The following is a 17,363-nucleotide window of genomic DNA, read 5'->3' on the forward strand; positions in this document are numbered from 1 at the left end:
TCACCGGAGATGGTCGACCTTCAGCTCCGGCCCGCCCCTCCTGGAGGCCGTCAGCGCCCAAGCGGTCGACGTGGGTGGAGTGAGCAATACACCGCCCGTCTTCGCCGCGGGTTCCGGCTCGAAGTGGGTCTTCGAACACCCGGAGGCCTGGGCGAGGGTCTGGGCGAAGGAGACGGGCCTGCCGTACGAGGTGGCGCTGGACGCCGTGAAGCTCTCCTACGGAACCCGTGTCCCGGTGGCCGTCGACGCGGCCGCGATCGCCTCCGAGCAGCAGATCGCCGGCACCTTCGCGGAGCTGAAGCTGATCCCCCGGCGCTTCTCCTTCGCCGACCACGTCGACACCCGTTTCAACCGCGGCCTCCCCCCGTCGTCCGTCACTCCCCGCTCGTACCGAAAGGCCTCCTCGTGAACGTTCATCTGCACTGGTTCCTGCCCACCGGCGGCGACGGCCGGACCCCTCGTCGACCGGCACGCATACACGGACGGCGGCATCGGGCGCGACCGGATCACACCGGTGTCCGGGGTGCGCGCTCCCGACATCGAGTACCTGGCGCAGATAGCGAAGGCCGCGGAGCAGCTGGGTTTCGAGGCCGTGCTGACACCCACCGGCACCTGGTGCAAGGACGCCTGGCTCACCACGGTCGCGCTGGCCCAGCACACCGAGCCCGAGCCGGGTTCCTGGATTCTCCGGGCGGGAAGATCCAGGAACCCCCCGCAGTTAGTAGAAGCGTGAACGAATTTGGGGTGCGCGAGCTGGACGTGGCCGTGATCGGCGCCGGACAGGCGGGGCTGTCCGCCGCCTACCATCTGCGGCGCTCCGGTCTGGAGCCGGACCGGGACTTCGTGGTACTCGACCACGCGCCCCGTCCTGGCGGTGCCTGGCAGTTCCGCTGGCCCTCACTGACGTACGGCAAGGTCCACGGGATGCACGCACTGCCCGGGATGGAGCTGACGGGCGCCGACGACAGCCGGCCCTCGTCCGAGGTGATCGGTGAGTACTTCGAGGCGTACGAACACCGCTTCGGGCTGCGGGTGCACCGCCCGGTCGAGGTGAGCGCCGTGCGCGAGGGGGACGAGGGACGGCTGCTCGTGGAGACCTCCGAGGGCACCTACGCCGCACGTGCGCTGATCAACGCGACGGGTACCTGGGACCGGCCCTTCTGGCCGCGCTACCCGGGGCAGGAGACCTTCCGGGGACGCCAGCTGCACACGGCGAACTACCCGGGGCCCGGGGAATTCGCCGGTCGGCGCGTGATCGTCGTCGGTGGCGGCGCCTCCGGCACTCAGCATCTGATGGAGATCGCCGAGGTCGCCGCCGCGACGTACTGGGTGACACGGCGGGCCCCGGTCTTCCGGGAGGGGCCCTTCGGCGAGGAGCAGGGGCGGACCGCCGTGGCGATGGTGGAGGAACGGGTACGGCGCGGGCTGCCGCCGCAGAGCGTGGTGAGCGTCACGGGTCTACCGCTCACCGATGCCGTGCGGCGCGCGCGTGAACAAGGGGTTCTCGACCGGCTCCCGATGTTCGACCGGATCACGCCGACCGGGGTGGCCTGGGAGGACGGGCGGACGGTCGAGGCCGATGTGATTGTCTGGGCGACCGGTTTCCGGCCCGCCGTCGACCATCTGGCGCCGCTGAAGCTCCGCGAGCCGGGAGGCGGCATCCGGGCCGAGGACACCCGGGCCGTACGGGACGGGCGCGTGCATCTCGTGGGGTACGGCCCCTCCGCCAGCACCATCGGCGCCAACCGGGCGGGGCGGGCGGCGGTCCGGTCGGTCCGGCGTCTGCTGGACGGGGCCGGACGCGAGGAGGCCCCGGCGGCCGTTCCCGCCTGACCTGAGGCGTCCGGACGCGGCGGCGCACTCCCGCCGGGGTCCGCTCAGCCCGCCAGGGGCCTGCCTCAGCCCGTCCGTGGCGGCTCAGCCCGTCGTGGCGGCTCAGCCCGTCCGTGGCGGCTCAGCCCGTCCGTGGCGGCTCAGCCCGTCGTGGCAGCGCGGCGGTTGCGGTTGAACTCCTCGACGTTCTTCATCTGCTCCGCGTAGCTGTCGGTGAAGCGGGTGTCGCCCGGCTTGACCGTGACGAAGTACAGCCAGGGTCCGGGCGTCGGGCTGATCGCCGCCTTCATGGCCTGCTCCCCCGGATTGCCGATGGGCGTCGGCGGCAGCCCCTTGCGCTCGTAGCTGTTGTACGGGCTGTCGATCCGGGTGTCCCCTGTCGTGGTGTCCAGGGTGGAACGCTTCAGCGCGTAGTTGAGCGTGGAATCCATCTGGAGGGGCATGTCGCGGGCCAGCCGGTTGTAGACGACGCGGGCCACCTTGCCCATGTCGGTCCCGGTGTCGGCCTCGGCCTGCACCACGCTGGCGATCGTGACCGTCTGGTAGACGGAGACGCTGTTGCGCTGCGCCCCCGCGGTGATGTGGTCCGCGCCGAAACGCTTGAGGGCGGTGTCCACCATGTAGCGCAGCAGGCTCTCGGGGGTGGTGCCGGAGTCGACGGGGTACGTGGCGGGGAAGAGGTACCCCTCGGGGTTGCCCCGGGCCTCGGCCGGGAGTGCGAGGCCCGCGGTCGGCACGGCCTTCCCGGTGGTGCCTGCCGCGACACCGAGGGCCCTGTCGGTCGCCTCGTACACCTGGGAGGCCCGTCGCCCCTCGGGAATCAGGAGTGTGCGCGGCTGCGCCTTCTTCTCTTCCGTTCCGCTGGTCAGCAGCAGGGGAATCAGTACGGCCGCCGCCACGACGAGCGCCGCGCCGACCAGAAGGACCAGCCGTCCGCGTCGCGTCGGACGCATTCCACGGCGGGGCCGAACGTCCGGGGACTCGTTCACCATGCGGGCACGGTAACCCGCACCCTCGCCCTCGTCCCGGACCTCGGCATCGACGACACGAACAGCGCCCGAACAGACAGAACGCACGAACAAGGGAGCGGGTGTTCGCTGGAACGTGTGATCGTATCGATTTTCGTTGCTCAACTCCGGCGCGGGGCCTGATGATTACAGAGCGCAGGCAACGGGCTGCAGACCGCGACTGCGCAGTCCCACATATGCATCACGCAACAAGGAGAAGCACCAGATGAACTTCCTCACCAACCTGCTCGCCGGCATCGTCCACTTCGTGGGTTGGCTCGTCTGACCATCGCATCACCGGCGCCGCCGCTCCCCGTCCCACGGGAGCGGCGGCGCTGCCGTTTCCGCAGCTCATGAAACCGCCGGGACGGGCTGGGCGTCGCGGCGGACCAGGGCCGCGTAGCGGCCGCCCCGGCCGAGCAGCTCCTCGTGCGTACCGCGCTCGGCCGTTCGGCCGCCGTCCAGGACGACTATCTGGTCCGCGTCGCGGACCGTGGAGAGCCGGTGGGCGATGGTGATCGTCGTACGCCCCGCCGAGAGGGAGTCGATCGCCTGCTGCACAGCGTGTTCCGTACGGGTGTCCAGGGCGCTGGTCGCCTCGTCGAGGATCAGCACCGGGGGGTCCCGGAGAATCGTGCGGGCGATCGCCAGCCGCTGTTTCTCGCCGCCCGAGAAGCGGTAGCCGCGCTCGCCGACCAGCGTGTCGTACCCGTCGGGCAGGGAAGTGATGTGGTCGTGGATCTGCGCGGCACGCGCCGCGGCCTCGATCTCCTCGTCGGTGGCGTCCGGCTTGGCGAAGCGCAGATTCTCCGCGACCGACGCATGGAAGAGATACGTCTCCTGGGAGACCACACCGACCGCGCGGGCGAGGGTGTCGAAGTCCAGGTCCCGCACATCGACGCCGTCCAGCGTCACCCGGCCGCCGGTGACGTCGTACAGGCGGGGCACCAGATAGCTGAGGGTGGACTTGCCGGAGCCGGTCGGCCCGACGACGGCCAGGCTGCCGCCCGCCGGAACCTTCACATCGATGCCGGTGAGGGTCGGGCCGTTCTTCTCGTCGTAGCTGAAGTCGACGTCCTCGAAGGCGACCTCGCCGCGGACCTTCTCCAGACGGACCGGGTTCTCGGGTTCGGTGATGTCCACTTCGAGGTCGAGATACTCGAAGATCCGCTGGAAGAGCGCGAGGGAGGTCTGCATCTGCACACCCGTGGACAGCAGGCTCACGGCCGGACGGAACAGGCCCTGCTGGAGCGAGACGAACGCGACCAGCGTACCGATGGAGACGGCCGTGCCACCGGACTGGAGGGTGAGACCGGCGGCCCAGTAGATGACGGCGGGCATGGCCGCCATGACGATGCCGATCGTCGACATCCGCCACCGTCCGGCCATGCTGGAGCGCACTTCCAGGTCGACCAGCCGCTCGGACTCCTCGGCGAATCCCCGCGTGAGGGAGTCCGAGCGGCCCATGGTGCGGCCCAGCAGGATTCCGCTGACCGAGAGGGACTCGGTGACCGTGGCCGCCATGGCGGCCATCTGCTTCTGGCGCTGCGTGGTGATCCTCTTGCGCTCCCGGCCGACGCGCCGGCTGATCCAGACGAACACGGGCAGCAGGAGCAGGGAGACCACGGTCAGCCGCCAGTCCAGCGCCAGCATGGCGACGACGGTGGCGATGACCGCGGTGAGGTTGGAGACCAGCGACGTCGCGGTGGAGGTGACCGTCGCCTGCATGCCGCCGATGTCGTTGGCTATGCGGGACTGCACCTCACCCGTGCGGGTCCTGGTGAAGAAGGCCAGCGGCATCCGCTGGAGCTGGGTGTAGACGGCGGTGCGCAGATCGTGCATGACCCGCTGGCCGACCGTGGTGGAGATCAGGGTCTGCAGGACGCCGAACACGCTGTTCATCACGGCGGTGAGGATCATGCCGAGGGCGAGCAGCGTGAGCAGCCCCGTGCGCCCCTGCGGGATCGCGGTGTCCAGGATCTCGCGGAGCAGGAACGGGGAGGCGACCGACACCAGTGACGAGGCGCCGACCAGCAGCCCGACCAGCGCGAGCCGGCCGCGGTAGGGACGGAAGAGCCGGAAGATGCGGCGCAGCTCGGCGGGCGGCTGGGCGGCATCCCGGGGCGGGGGTGTCCACGTGGGTACGTCGGGTTTCATGTGCTCCTTCGCCGGGCTTGAGACACAGACGCATGTCAGGATTTCAAGAGCATAGCTCATTGTTACCTATACTCACAATGAACGGAGTCCTGATATTGTTCCCGTATGGACTCCCCCGACTCCGACGGCCTGCTGGCCGAGCAACTGCTGCGGCTGACGCGCAGGCTCCACCGCATCCAGAGCCGCCAGCTGGAGCCGGCAGGCATCACCCCCGCGCAGTTCCGGCTGCTGCGCACCGTCGCGCAGTACGACGCCGCGCCCCGGATGGCCGATCTCGCGCAGCGCCTGGACGTCGTACCGCGGGCCGTGACCACCCTGGTGGACGCCCTGGAGGCGGCCGGCCGGGTGCGGCGCGCCGCTGATCCGGACAGCCGCCGGGTGGTGCGCATCGAGATCACCGACGAGGGGCGCTCCACGCTGCGCTCCCTGCGCAGCGCGCGCCGGGCCGCCGCGGAGGAGATCCTGGCCCCATTGTCCGCCGATCAGCGCGAGGTGCTCGGCGGACTGCTGTCAGCCCTGGTCGACGGAATGCCCGAGCGGCACTGCTGACATGCTGAAAGGGAACGGGCGCGGTGTACCGCGCCGAGCTGCTTGAGGAGACTTTGACATGCCGTTGCTGGAGCCGAACCCGGAAGCCCTTCGTCCCGGTACGGTGCGTGAGCCCTCGCCCGACCGGGTGCCCGACCGGAACGCGCAGGGCACCCCCGAGCCGCTGCGCTCCGAACTGACCGCCCTGCTCGGCGCCGGCAAGGTGCTGTGGAAGGTCTCCGACCTCGTGCGGTACGCCTCCGACGCGAGCCCCTACCGGTTCCTTCCGCAGGTCGTCCTGGTCCCCGAGAACATCGACGACATCTCGGCGATCCTGTCGTACGCGCACGGCAAGGGCCGCGACGTAGTCTTCCGGGCCGCGGGCACCAGCCTGAACGGCCAGGCCCAGGGCGAGGACATCCTCGTCGACGTACGTCAGCACTGGACGGGGATCGAGGTCCTGGACGACGGGGCGCGGGCCCGGATCCGGCCGGGAACCACCGTCATGCGGGCGAACGCCACGCTCGCCCGGCACGGACGGCTGCTGGGCCCCGACCCGGCCAGCGCCATCGCCTGCACCATCGGCGGGGTCGTCGCCAACAACGCCTCCGGGATGACGGCCGGGACGACCCGCAATTCGTACCGCACCGTCGCCTCACTGACCTTCGTCCTGCCCAGCGGCACGGTCGTGGACACGGCCGGTCCGGACGCCGACGGAGCACTGGCCCGCGCCGAGCCGCAGCTGTGCACGGACCTGCTGGCCCTCAAGGCGGAGATCGAGGCGGACGCCGCACTCACCGCCCGGATCCGCGCCAAGTACGAGATCAAGAACACCAACGGCTACCGCCTCGACGCCTTCCTCGACGGCTCGACCCCCGTGGAGATCCTGCGCGGGCTGATGGTCGGCTCCGAGGGCACGTTCGGCTTCATCTCCGAGGTCGTCTTCGACACACTGCCGCTGGACCGGCGGGTCTCCACGGCGCTGCTGTTCTTCCCGTCGCTGACCGCCGCCGCGGCCGCCGTTCCGCGGTTCAACGAGGCGGGCGCCATCGCGGTGGAGCTCATGGACGGCAACACCCTGCGTGCTTCGGTCAGCGTCCAGGGAGTCCCGGCGGACTGGGCAGCGCTGCCCAATGAGACCGCCGCGCTGCTCGTGGAGTTCCGCGCCCCGGACGAGGCCGGGCAGGAGGCCTACGAGCGGGCGGCGGGCGCGGTGGTCGCGGACCTCGACCTGGTCGCACCGGCGGCCTCCATCACCAATGAGTTCACGCGGGACACCCGGACGATCTCCGGCTACTGGAAGGCCCGCAAGGCGTTCGTCACCGCGGTCGGCGGCTCCCGCCCCTCGGGTACGACGCTGATCACGGAGGACTTCGCGGTCCCGCCGTCGCAGCTCGCCGACGCGTGCGAGGCACTGCTCGGACTGCAGGCGGAGCACGGCTTCGACGCCGCCGTCGCGGGTCACGCGGCCCACGGCAATCTGCACTTCCTGCTCGCGTTCGACGCCGCGCGGCCCTCCGACGTCGAGCGGTACGCCGCGTTCATGGAAGGCTTCTGCACGCTCGTCGTGGACCGCTTCGACGGGTCGCTCAAGGCGGAGCACGCCACCGGGCGCAACATCGCGCCGTTCCTGGAGCTGGAGTGGGGGCCCCGGGCGACCGAGCTGATGTGGCGCACCAAGCAGGTCATCGACCCCTCCGGGATCCTGGCTCCCCGTATCGTCCTCGACCGCGATCCCCGGGCCCATCTGCGCGGACTGAAGACGATCCCGACGGTGGAGGCGGTCGCCGATCCGTGCATCGAGTGCGGCTTCTGCGAACCCACCTGCCCCAGCCAGGATCTGACCACCACGCCGCGCCAGCGGATCGTGCTGCGCCGGGAGATGATGCGTCAGCCGGACGGCTCCCCGGTGGAGACCGGCCTGCTGGACGCCTACGGCTACGACGCCGTGGACACCTGCGCGGGTGACTCCACCTGCAAGCTGGCCTGCCCGGTCGGTATCGACACGGGCGCGATGATGAAGGACTTCCGTCACCGCCGGCACTCGCCGCGCGAGGAGCGGATCGCCGCCCTCACCGCGAAGAACTTCAAGACGGTGGAGGCCTCGGCACGGCTGGCCGTCGCGGCGGCCGACAAGATCGGTGACCGGCTGCTGGAGTCCGTGACCGGGCTGGCCCGCAAGGCCGTGCGCCCCGATCTCATACCGGAATGGCTTCCGGAGATCCCCGGCGCCGCCGCCCGCAAGCTGCCCGGGACCACACGCGTCGGTGCGAGCGCGGTGTACTACCCGGCGTGTGTGAACCGCATCTTCTCGGGGCCGGACCGGCAGCGGGAGCCCTCGCTGCCCGAGGCGGTGGTGGCCGTGTCGGCACGGGCCGGGAAGCCGGTGTGGATTCCCGAGGACGTCGCGGGGACCTGCTGCTCGACGATCTGGCACTCCAAGGGGTACGACGCGGGCAACGCGGTGATGGCCAACCGCATCGTGGAGGCGGCGTGGGGATGGACGGCGGGCGGAAAGCTGCCGCTGATCGTCGACGCGTCGTCCTGCACGCTGGGCATCGCCCATGAGGTGGTGCCGTATCTCACCGAGGACAACCTGGAGCTCCACCGGGAGCTGACCGTCCTCGACTCCCTGGTCTGGGCGGCCGACGAGCTGCTGCCGGAGCTGACGGTGGTCCGCAGGACCGGCTCCGCCGTCCTGCACCCGACATGCTCGATGGAACACCTGGGTGATGTGGCGCAGTTGCGCACGCTCGCCGAGGCCTGCGCGGACGAAGTGGTCATCCCCGACGATGCCGGGTGCTGCGCCTTCGCGGGCGACCGGGGCATGCTGCACAAGGAGCTGACGGCTTCGGCGACCGCGAAGGAGGCCGCCGAGGTCAACAGCCGGGAGTACGACGCCTATCTGTCGGCGAACCGGATGTGCGAGATCGGGATGGACCGGGCGACCGGGCGGCAGTACCACTCCGTGCTGATGGAGCTGGAGCGGGCCACCCGGCCGTCCGCCTGAGCCGACGGCGGTCGCCCGGCGGACGGTCGGGGCCGGGCGGCCGTCCGGAGCGGCGCCGCTCCATGTGACATGACCGGGCGGCACCCGCGCGCTTCGCGCTGCCCGCGCACCGGCGCGGCCCGGCCTCCCGCCGCCTCCCGCCGCCGGGACGAAAGTCCATGGTTTCGGCGCGAGAGTCCAATTGCATCCCTTGCGCACCCAGAGCCTCAACGTCCAAGGTCCATACCGAGGTTCGGGCCCCGCCGCACAGCCGGGGTCCCGGATCCGCACGCGCACCGTCAGAACCCCCATCCCCACCTGGAGGCTCGATGAACGACGACGCACAGCACGGGATCGGATCGCGGGACGCCAACGACAGCTCGCCGAGCCGTCGTTCGGTGCTCCGGACCACGGCGGTGGCCGGTGCCGGACTCGGCCTGGGCGGCCTGGGCGCCGGCGCGGCGTCCGCCGCCTCCCCCGGGCCGGCCACCGCGCTCCCCGGTCAGGAGACCGCCGACGTGCCCGCGCGCAAGGGCCGCACCATGGCCGGCGTGCCCTTCGACGGGCGTTCCACGGTCCGGGTCGGCATCGTGGGCCTCGGCAACCGCGGCGGCAGCATGATCGATCTCTTCCTCGCCGTTCCCGGCGTGCAGGTCATGGCTGTCTGCGACCCGGTGAAGGCCAAGGCCGAGAGAGCGTCCGCCAAGGTCAGCGCCGCCGGTCAGCCGGCGCCCGCCGTCTACACCAACGGTGAGGACGACTACGAGAACCTCTGCGCGCGCGGGGACATCGACTTCGTCTATGTCGCGACGCCCTGGGACTTCCACTTCGAGATGGCGAAGACCGCCATGCTCAACGGCAAGCATGTCGGTGTGGAGTGTCCGGTCGCTCTGCGGCTGGACCAGCTCTGGGAGCTGGTCGACCTCTCCGAGCGCACCCGGCGGCACTGCATGCAGCTGGAGAACTGCTGTTACGGCCAGAACGAGCTGCGCGTCCTGCGCATGGCGCACGCCGGTCTCTTCGGCGATCTGCTGCACGGCGCGGGCGCGTACAACCACGACCTGCGCGGCCTGATGTTCGACCCCGACTACTACGAGGGGCCCTGGCGCCGGCTCTGGCACACCAGGCTGCGCGGCGACCTGTACCCCAACCACGGGTTCGGGCCGGTCTCCAACTACATGGACATCAACCGCGGGGACCGCGCCGTCAGCATCACCAGCGTCGGGTCCCCCGCGCTCGGTCTCGCGGCCTACCGGAAGGAGCACATGCCGGCCGGCGATCCCAGCTGGAAGGAGACCTATATCGAGAGCGACCGGACGATCAGCCTGGTCCAGACGGCCAAGGGCCGGGTCATCCGGCTGGAGCACGATGTGTCGACGCCGCACCCCTACTCACGTATCAACAGCCTCGGCGGCACCAGGGGCGTCTTCGAGGACTACCCGGCCCGCATCTACATCGAGCCCGACCACACCAACGACCAGTGGGCGGACTTCTCCACGTACGCCGAATGGGACCACTGGCTGTGGAAGGAGCACGCCAACCCGCCCGGCGGTCACGGCGGTATGGACTACATGATGGTGTTCCGGCTGATGCAGTGCATGCGGCTCGGGCTCGTCCCGGACTTCGATGTGTACGACGCGGCGACCTGGACGGCGCCCGTTCCGCTCAGCCATCTGTCCATCAAGGCCAAGGGCACCCCGCAGCAGATACCGGACTTCACCCGCGGTGAGTGGAAGAAGGCCCGTTCCGGTATGGACTCGGAGAAGCCTGCCGGGTGACGGCACGGGGTTCCGCGCCGACCGGTGCGGAACCCCGGCCCCCGGCCGGGACGAGCGAGCCCGTCGGCCGCCCGACATCCCCCAGCGGAAAACCAGTTGCCCCGGGCCGGTGCCGGAAGCGAGCATTGCACCGTTTGCTCCCCGCACCGTACGTCGGGATCCGTCGTGGATCTCCCCCTTCAGAGCCCTGGGACGTCATGCACATTCGCGATCTTCCGTATTCGGATCCTGGCGATCCCGATGTCCGTTCAGGCCCACGCTTCCTGTACTGGCTCGGGCGCAATCAGCTCGCCGGTCAGCTGAAGTCCCTCTCCTGGGGGCTGCTCCACCAGCTGGCGATCGCCGGACTCCCGCTCGCCGTGGGTGTCACCGTCCAGGCCGTCATCGACCGTTCCGGCGAGCGGCTCGCGCTCTCCGGCGCACTCATCGTGGTTCTCGGCGTTCTCATCGCGGTCGGCGACACCATGCTCCACCGGACCGCGATCACCAACTGGATCACCGCGGCCGCCCGGGTCCAGCAGCTGCTGGCCCGCAAGACCGCCGAGCTGGGCTCCGCGCTGACCCGCCGGGTCGCCGCGGGCGAGGTCGTCGCCGTATCCACCGGCGACGTGGAGAAGATCGGATGGTTCGTCGAGGCGCTCTCCCGCTTCGCCGCCGCCGCCACCGCACTCGTGCTGATCTGCGTCGGCCTCGTCATCTATCTGCCCTCCCTCGGCGTCCTGGTGGCGATCGCCATGCCGGTGCTGGCACTGGCCGTACTGCCGCTGCTCCCCCGGGCCACCCGGCGCGCGGACATCCAGCGCGAGAAGGCGGGCAGGGCGACCGAGCTGGCCTCGGACACGGTCGCCGGTCTGCGGGTCCTGCGCGGCATCGGCGGCGAGGAACTCTTCCTCGGCCGCTACCGGCGCGCCTCCCAGGAGGTCCGCAAGGCCGCCGTACGCAGCGCGCGGATGTGGGCGCTGATCTCGGCGATCCAGGTCCTGCTGCCGGGAGTTCTGCTGATCTCACTGGTCTGGTACGGGGCGACACTGGCCCACGACGGGAAGATCGACGTCGGCCAGCTGGTCACGGTGTACAGCGCGGCGACGCTGATGCTGTTCCCGCTGCGGCACTTCGAGGAGATCGCCATGGCGTACTCCTTCTCCCGTCCCTCCGCGGAGCGCGCGGTCCGGGTGCTGTCGCTGCACCGCAGCGCGCAGCCCGCCACGATCGGGAAGGACCTGGTCCCCTCGGGCGATCTGTACGACCCCGTCACCGGTCTGATGGCCCCCCAGGGTCTCTTCACGGCCGTGGTCTGCGGTGATCCGGACGAGGCGGGCCGACTTGCCGAGCGGCTCGGCGGGCATGTCCAGACCGGTCCGGAGACCGGCGAGGACACCGGGAGCGACAGCCGCGGAGACATCGGCGCGGGTGTCACGACGGCCCCTTCGGTGCTGCTCGGTGGCATACCGCTGGACGAGCTGCCGCTGGACTCGGCGCGGACCGCCGTACTGGTGCAGGACAAGGATCCGGTGCTGCTGTCCGGCACGCTCCGGGAGCTGCTGGACATTCCCTCGTCCGGTCAGGTGGCCGCCGGGGACGCGCTGGAGGCGGCCCAGTGCGGTGATGTGCTGGCCGCGCTGGCCCAGGCGTCGCCCGACACGGAGGGCGACCCGATGGGGACCCGGATCACCGAGCGGGGACGGTCCCTCTCCGGTGGCCAGCGGCAGCGGCTCGCGCTGGCCCGGTCCCTGGTCACGGACCCGGAGGCACTGGTGCTCGACGAGCCGACCTCGGCTGTCGACTCGCACACGGAGGCCCGGGTCGCGGCAGGCATCAGGCGGCTGCGCCGGGGCCGTACGACGGTCGCGTTCGCCTCGTCGCCGCTGTTGCTCGACCTGGCCGACCGGGTGGTCCTGGTCCACGAGGGCACGGTCATGGCCGTCGGCACCCACCGCGAGCTGCTGCGCGCCGAACCGCACTACCGGGCGGTCGTCACCCGTGAGACCGACGACGAGGCCGCGGCGTCGGCCGCGCTGGGCGGGCACGCCGTACCGGACGGGATCGCGGACACCGAAGCGATCGACACGATCGAGGAAATCGAGGAGAGGGCATGATCGGCGTCGCACCACCGGCGTACGACCCGGCCGCCCCGGAGTCGGCGACGACCCTGCCGGTCGGTACACCGACGACCGTGCGGACCTACGTACGAGATCTGCTGCGGCGCCACCGCAAGCCGTTCGTCGTGCTCGTCGCCGTGAACGCGGTCGCGGTGATCGCCTCGATCGTCGGGCCGTATCTGCTGGGCGGGCTGGTCGAGGACCTGTCGAACGGCGTGAGCGACCTGCATCTGGAGCGCACCGCCGCGGTGTTCGCGATCGCGCTGGTCGTCCAGACGCTGTTCACCCGGACCATGCGGCTGCGCGGCGCGATGCTCGGCGAGGAGATGCTCGCCGATCTGCGCGAGGACTTCCTCGTACGGTCGGTCGGGCTGCCGCCGGGCGTCCTGGAGCGGGCCGGTACGGGGGATCTGCTCTCCCGGATCACCACGGACATCGACCGGCTGGCCAACGCGATGCGCGAGGCCGTGCCACAGCTGGCGATCGGGGTGGTGTGGGCGGGGCTGCTGCTCGGCGCGCTCACCGTGACCGCGCCGCCGCTCGCGCTCGCCGTGCTGGTCGCCATGCCGGTGCTGATCCTGGGCTGCCGCTGGTACTTCCGGCGGGCCCCCTCGGCGTACCGCTCGGAGGCCGCCGGATACGCGGCGGTCGCCGCGATGCTCGCGGAGACCGTGGACGCCGGGCGGACCGTGGAGGCGCACCGTCTGGGCGCCCGGCGGGTGGCGCTCTCCGACCGGCGGATCAAGGAGTGGACGGCATGGGAGCGGTACACGCTCTTTCTGCGCTCCGTGCTGTTCCCGGTCATCAACGCCACGTATGTGACGATTCTCGGCGCCGTGCTGCTGCTCGGCGGGTGGTTCGTCCTGGAGGGCTGGATCACCGTCGGACAGCTGACGACGGGGGCGCTGCTGGCCCAGATGATGGTCGATCCGATCGGTCTGATCCTGCGCTGGTACGACGAGCTCCAGGTGGCCCAGGTGTCACTGGCCCGGCTGGTCGGCGTACGGGAGATCGAGCCGGACGCGGGCGACGCCGGGGTCGGACCGGACGGCCGTGCAGTGCGGGCCGACGAGGTGCACTTCGGGTACCGGGCCGGGGTGGACGTGCTCCACAAGGTGACGCTCGATGTCGCCCCGGGCACGCGCCTGGCGCTGGTCGGCCCCTCGGGCGCGGGCAAGTCGACGCTCGGCCGGCTGCTGGCCGGAATCTACGCCCCGCGGACCGGGGAGGTGACCCTCGGCGGCGCCGAGCTGTCCCGGATGACGGCGGAGCGGGTACGTGAACATGTGGCCCTGGTCAACCAGGAGCACCATGTCTTCGTCGGTTCGCTCCGCGACAACCTGCTGCTCGCCCGCGACGGGGCGCGGGACGCGGAGCTGTGGGCCTCGCTCGCGGCGGTCGACGCGGACGGGTGGGCGAGGGCACTCGAAGGGGGTCTGGACACGGAGGTCGGTTCGGGCGGTCTGGCGCTCACCCCGGCGCAGGCCCAGCAGATCGCGCTGGCCCGGCTGGTCCTCGCCGATCCGCACACGCTCGTGCTGGACGAGGCGACCTCGCTCCTGGACCCGCGGGCGGCGCGTCACCTGGAGCGTTCGCTGGCCCGGGTGCTGGACGGCCGTACGGTCGTGGCGATCGCGCACCGGCTGCACACGGCGCACGACGCGGATGTGATCGCGGTCGTGGAGGACGGCCGGATCAGCGAGCTGGGCAGCCATGACGCCCTGGTGGCGGCGGACGGCGCGTACGCGGCACTGTGGCGGTCCTGGCACGGCTGACGCGCGTCGCGGTGCCACGGTGCCGGGGCGGCTCCCTCATACCGGGGGGAGCCGCCCCTTTCCCTGTGCCGGGAGGCGCATTCCGCGGCGCCCGGTGAGGATGAGGGGTGACCGGCCCGGAACGCGGGGCAGGCGAGCACAGGACCGCGTAGGCCCGAGAAGGGACGCATACCGTGGCAGCACCCAGGATCCTCGTCGTCGGCGCCGGCTTCGCCGGTGTCGAATGCGTACGCCGTCTGGAGCGCAGGCTCACCCCGGGAGAAGCCGAGATCACTCTCGTCACACCGTTCTCCTACCAGTTGTATCTGCCGCTGCTGCCCCAGGTCGCCGCCGGCGTGCTCACCCCCCAGTCGGTCGCCGTGTCGCTGCGGCGCAGCAGCCGTCATCGCACACGGATCATCCCCGGTGGGGCCATCGGGGTGGACACCGCGGCGAAGGTCTGTGTGATCCGCAAGATCACCGACGAGATCGTGAACGAGCCCTACGACTACATCGTGCTCGCCGCGGGCAGCGTCACCCGGACGTTCGACATTCCCGGTCTGCTGGACAACGCCCGGGGCATGAAGACCCTCGCCGAGGCCGCGTACGTCCGCGACCATGTCATCGCCCAGCTCGATCTGGCGGACGCCAGCCAGGACGAGGCGGAGCGGGCCTCCCGGCTGCAGTTCGTCGTGGTCGGCGGCGGCTACGCCGGCACGGAGACCGCTGCCTGTCTCCAGCGGCTCACCACGAGCGCCGTCCGGCACTATCCGCGGCTGGACCCGAAGCTGATCAAGTGGCATCTGATCGACATCGCTCCCAAGCTCATGCCGGAGCTCGGCGACGCGCTGGGGCGCAGCGCCATGGAGGTGCTGCGCAGGCGCGGGATCGAGGTGTCGCTGGGGGTGTCGGTCGCCGAGGCGGGACCGGAGCAGGTGACGTTCACCGACGGCCGGGTGCTGCCCTGCCGCACCCTGATCTGGACGGCGGGGGTGGCCGCGAGCCCGCTGATCGCCACGCTCGGAGCGGAGACGGTACGCGGGCGGCTCGCCGTGACACCCGAGCTGAAGCTGCCCGGTTCGGACGGGGTGTTCTCGCTCGGCGACGCGGCCGCGGTGCCCGACCTGGCCAAGGGCGACGGTGCGGTCTGCCCGCCGACCGCCCAGCACGCCATGCGCCAGGGCCGTACGCTCGCGGACAATCTCGTCGCGTCGTTGCGCGGCCTGCCGCTGCGGGAGTACGTCCACAAGGATCTCGGGCTGGTCGTGGACCTCGGTGGCCGGGACGCGGTGTCCAAGCCGCTCGGCATCGAGCTGAAGGGGCTGCCCGCGCAGGCGGTGGCGCGCGGCTACCACTGGTCGGCGCTGCGGACGAATGTCGCCAAGACCCGGGTCCTGACGAACTGGATGCTCAACGCCGTCGCCGGTGACGACTTCGTACGGACCGGGTTCCAGTCCCGCAAGCCCGCCACACTGCGGGACTTCGAGTACACGGACGCGTATCTGACACCGGAACAGATCAGGGAGCACACCCGGCCGGCGGTGACCGGCCGCTGACCGCCGTGCGGCGGGGTGCCGCGCTCCCCCGTCGCGACGGGGCGCGGCGCGGTGTCCGGCCGCGGGGGTGTGCCGGGGTACGCCCCCGGTGTCACGGCCCCCGGGACAGGACAGTCTCCAGGGTGTCCGCCTCCTGCGGCGGCTTGTCCTCGCGGTAACGCAGCACCCGGGCGAACCGCAGCGTCACACCGGCCGGATAGCGGCTGGAGCGCTGGAGTCCGTCGTAGGCGATCTCGACGACGAGCTCCGGTCGGACGGTGACCACGAATCCGTCGTCGCCGGTGGACAGCTCGCGCAGCCGTTCGGTCTGCCAGCCGAGCATCGTGTCGGTGAGGCCCTTGAAGGTCTTTCCGAGCATGGCGAACGAGCCGTCCGGCAGCTGGGCGCCCAGGTGGAGGTTGGAGAGCTTTCCGGTGCGTCTGCCGTGCCCCCATTCGGCGGCCAGCACGACCAGGTCCAGGGTGTGCACCGGCTTCACCTTCAGCCAGGAGGCTCCTCGTCTGCCCGCGCTGTAGGGCGCGTCGAGGCTCTTGACGACGACGCCTTCGTGACCGCGCTCCAGGGTGGCGGCGAGGAAGGCCTCGGCCGCGTGGCGTGCGGCCTCGTCGTCGGGGTCGGGCACCAGGGTGCGCCGTACCCGCAGGGGCTCGGGGACCAGCCGGGCGAGCGCCGCGTGCCGGGCCGTGAAGGGCAGGCCGAGCAGGTCCTCGCCGTCGATGTACAGCGCGTCGAAGAAGACCGGGACGACCGGGACGTGTGCCGACGCACCGGCCACGTCGCGCCGGGAGCCCACGCGGGCGGCGGTCTCCTGGAACGGGCGCGGCCTGCTGTCCGCCCCGAGGGCGAGCACCTCGCCGTCGAGGATGAACCGGTCGCCCGGGAGCCCGGCCACGGCACGGACCACTTCGGGCAGCCGGCCGGTGATGTCGTCGAGGGTCCGGGTGTAGGCCCTGACCCGGTCGCCGTCGCGGTGCACCTGCACCCGGATGCCGTCGAGCTTCTCCTCCACCGCGCACGGCCCGAGCCGCCCGACGGCCTCGGTGACCGAGCGCGCGGTGTGCGCGAGCATCGGCTGGACCGGGCGGCCCACGGTGAGCCGGAAGGTGCCGAGCGCGTCCGGCCCGTCCGCCAGCAGGGCCCGCGCCACGTCCTGGAGCGACCCGGCGAGCATCACGGCGCGGCGTACCCCGGCGGGCGGCGCTCCGCCGGCGCGCGCCAGGGCGTCCACGGCGACTGCGTCCAGCGCGCCCTGCCGTACCTCACCGGTGAGCAGGGCCCGCAGGAAGTGCTGCTCGTCGGCGGTGGCCGCGCCGAACAGCGCTCGCAGGGCCTCCCGGCGCGCGGCGCGGGAGCCCGGACCGGAGAGGGCACCGATCTCGGTGAGCCGGGCGTCGACCGCGGCCACGGTGAGGGTGGGGGCGGCGGCGGGCGGCACGGGGTCGCCCAGCGTGCGCCACCCGATGCCGAGCCGCCCCTGCGGCAGCCGGCCCGCGAGGTACGGGATCACGATCGGCACGTCGTCCGGCCCGGCGTCCCGGAACAGTTCGGCCAGCAGCGCCACCTTCGCCGTCCGCGCGGACGTGGCGGCGACCGCGAGCGACACATGGGCGAGCCGGGCGAGCAGCATGACTTCATCGTGCTACGCCACCGGGCGCACCGCCC

Annotated in this window: 10 protein-coding genes and 2 pseudogenes; 9 read left to right on the top strand and 3 right to left on the bottom strand. The window is 71.5% G+C overall.

Features of this window, described 5'->3' with window-relative positions; translation table 11 throughout:
• Nucleotides 1-7: 7 nt before the first annotated feature.
• The 3 genes and pseudogenes from OHA98_RS24665 to OHA98_RS24675 all read left to right on the top strand — a co-directional run.
• Nucleotides 8-409, top strand: a pseudogene (locus OHA98_RS24665) (hypothetical protein); the annotation flags it as partial.
• Nucleotides 406-664 (top strand): annotated as a pseudogene (locus OHA98_RS24670) (LLM class flavin-dependent oxidoreductase); the annotation flags it as partial. The pseudogenes OHA98_RS24665 and OHA98_RS24670, both read left to right, overlap by 4 nt.
• A gap of 65 nt (nt 665-729) precedes the next feature.
• Nucleotides 730-1,833, top strand: a complete 1,104-nt coding sequence (locus OHA98_RS24675; protein WP_266928929.1) for an NAD(P)-binding domain-containing protein — start codon at nt 730-732, stop codon at nt 1,831-1,833.
• Between the two features lie 140 nt (nt 1,834-1,973).
• Here the strand turns inward: OHA98_RS24675 and mltG are convergent, their stop codons facing one another.
• The gene (gene mltG, locus OHA98_RS24680; RefSeq protein ID WP_266928930.1) at nt 1,974-2,825 is read right to left on the bottom strand and encodes an endolytic transglycosylase MltG; all 852 of its coding nucleotides are present in this window, start codon (nt 2,823-2,825) and stop codon (nt 1,974-1,976) included.
• A gap of 366 nt (nt 2,826-3,191) precedes the next feature.
• Nucleotides 3,192-4,997: an ABC transporter ATP-binding protein gene (locus tag OHA98_RS24685; RefSeq protein ID WP_266928931.1), complete on the bottom strand. Its 1,806-nt coding sequence runs from the start codon at nt 4,995-4,997 to the stop codon at nt 3,192-3,194.
• A 105-nt stretch (nt 4,998-5,102) separates the two neighbouring features.
• Between OHA98_RS24685 and OHA98_RS24690 the strand changes: the two genes are divergently transcribed.
• From OHA98_RS24690 to OHA98_RS24715, 6 genes are all read left to right on the top strand, one after another.
• Nucleotides 5,103-5,546 carry a MarR family winged helix-turn-helix transcriptional regulator gene (locus tag OHA98_RS24690; protein ID WP_266928932.1) on the top strand — a complete coding sequence of 148 codons (444 nt, stop codon included), beginning with the start codon at nt 5,103-5,105 and terminating at the stop codon, nt 5,544-5,546.
• Nucleotides 5,547-5,604: 58 nt separating this feature from the next.
• Nucleotides 5,605-8,535, top strand: coding sequence for an FAD-binding and (Fe-S)-binding domain-containing protein (locus tag OHA98_RS24695; protein ID WP_266928933.1), 2,931 nt, complete (start codon nt 5,605-5,607; stop codon nt 8,533-8,535).
• 308 nt (nt 8,536-8,843) lie between these two features.
• The gene (locus OHA98_RS24700; RefSeq protein WP_266928934.1) at nt 8,844-10,292 is read left to right on the top strand and encodes a Gfo/Idh/MocA family protein; all 1,449 of its coding nucleotides are present in this window, start codon (nt 8,844-8,846) and stop codon (nt 10,290-10,292) included.
• A 197-nt stretch (nt 10,293-10,489) separates the two neighbouring features.
• Nucleotides 10,490-12,388: an ABC transporter ATP-binding protein gene (locus tag OHA98_RS24705; RefSeq protein ID WP_266928935.1), complete on the top strand. Its 1,899-nt coding sequence runs from the start codon at nt 10,490-10,492 to the stop codon at nt 12,386-12,388.
• On the top strand, nt 12,385-14,166 hold the full coding sequence (locus OHA98_RS24710) for an ABC transporter ATP-binding protein (protein WP_266928936.1): 1,782 nt from the start codon (nt 12,385-12,387) through the stop codon (nt 14,164-14,166). Before OHA98_RS24705 ends, OHA98_RS24710 begins: the two co-directional genes overlap by 4 nt.
• A gap of 173 nt (nt 14,167-14,339) precedes the next feature.
• Nucleotides 14,340-15,701: an NAD(P)/FAD-dependent oxidoreductase gene (locus OHA98_RS24715; protein ID WP_266928937.1), complete on the top strand. Its 1,362-nt coding sequence runs from the start codon at nt 14,340-14,342 to the stop codon at nt 15,699-15,701.
• Between the two features lie 91 nt (nt 15,702-15,792).
• Here the strand turns inward: OHA98_RS24715 and OHA98_RS24720 are convergent, their stop codons facing one another.
• A complete protein-coding gene (locus OHA98_RS24720) occupies nt 15,793-17,328 on the bottom strand; it encodes an ATP-dependent DNA ligase (protein WP_266928938.1) in 1,536 nt (511 codons plus the stop codon).
• Nucleotides 17,329-17,363: the final 35 nt, after the last annotated feature.

It is taken from the genome of Streptomyces sp. NBC_00654 (genome assembly GCF_026341775.1).
Classification (GTDB): Bacteria; Actinomycetota; Actinomycetes; order Streptomycetales; family Streptomycetaceae; genus Streptomyces.

Coding starts and splice junctions, on each gene's coding strand:
- OHA98_RS24710 (WP_266928936.1), top strand. CDS start 12,385: ATGATCGGCGTCGCACCACCGGCGTACGACCCGGCCGCCCCGGAGTCG.
- OHA98_RS24695 (WP_266928933.1), top strand. CDS start 5,605: ATGCCGTTGCTGGAGCCGAACCCGGAAGCCCTTCGTCCCGGTACGGTG.
- OHA98_RS24690 (WP_266928932.1), top strand. CDS start 5,103: ATGGACTCCCCCGACTCCGACGGCCTGCTGGCCGAGCAACTGCTGCGG.
- mltG (WP_266928930.1), bottom strand. CDS start 2,825: ATGGTGAACGAGTCCCCGGACGTTCGGCCCCGCCGTGGAATGCGTCCG.
- OHA98_RS24720 (WP_266928938.1), bottom strand. CDS start 17,328: ATGCTGCTCGCCCGGCTCGCCCATGTGTCGCTCGCGGTCGCCGCCACG.
- OHA98_RS24705 (WP_266928935.1), top strand. CDS start 10,490: ATGCACATTCGCGATCTTCCGTATTCGGATCCTGGCGATCCCGATGTC.
- OHA98_RS24700 (WP_266928934.1), top strand. CDS start 8,844: ATGAACGACGACGCACAGCACGGGATCGGATCGCGGGACGCCAACGAC.
- OHA98_RS24685 (WP_266928931.1), bottom strand. CDS start 4,997: ATGAAACCCGACGTACCCACGTGGACACCCCCGCCCCGGGATGCCGCC.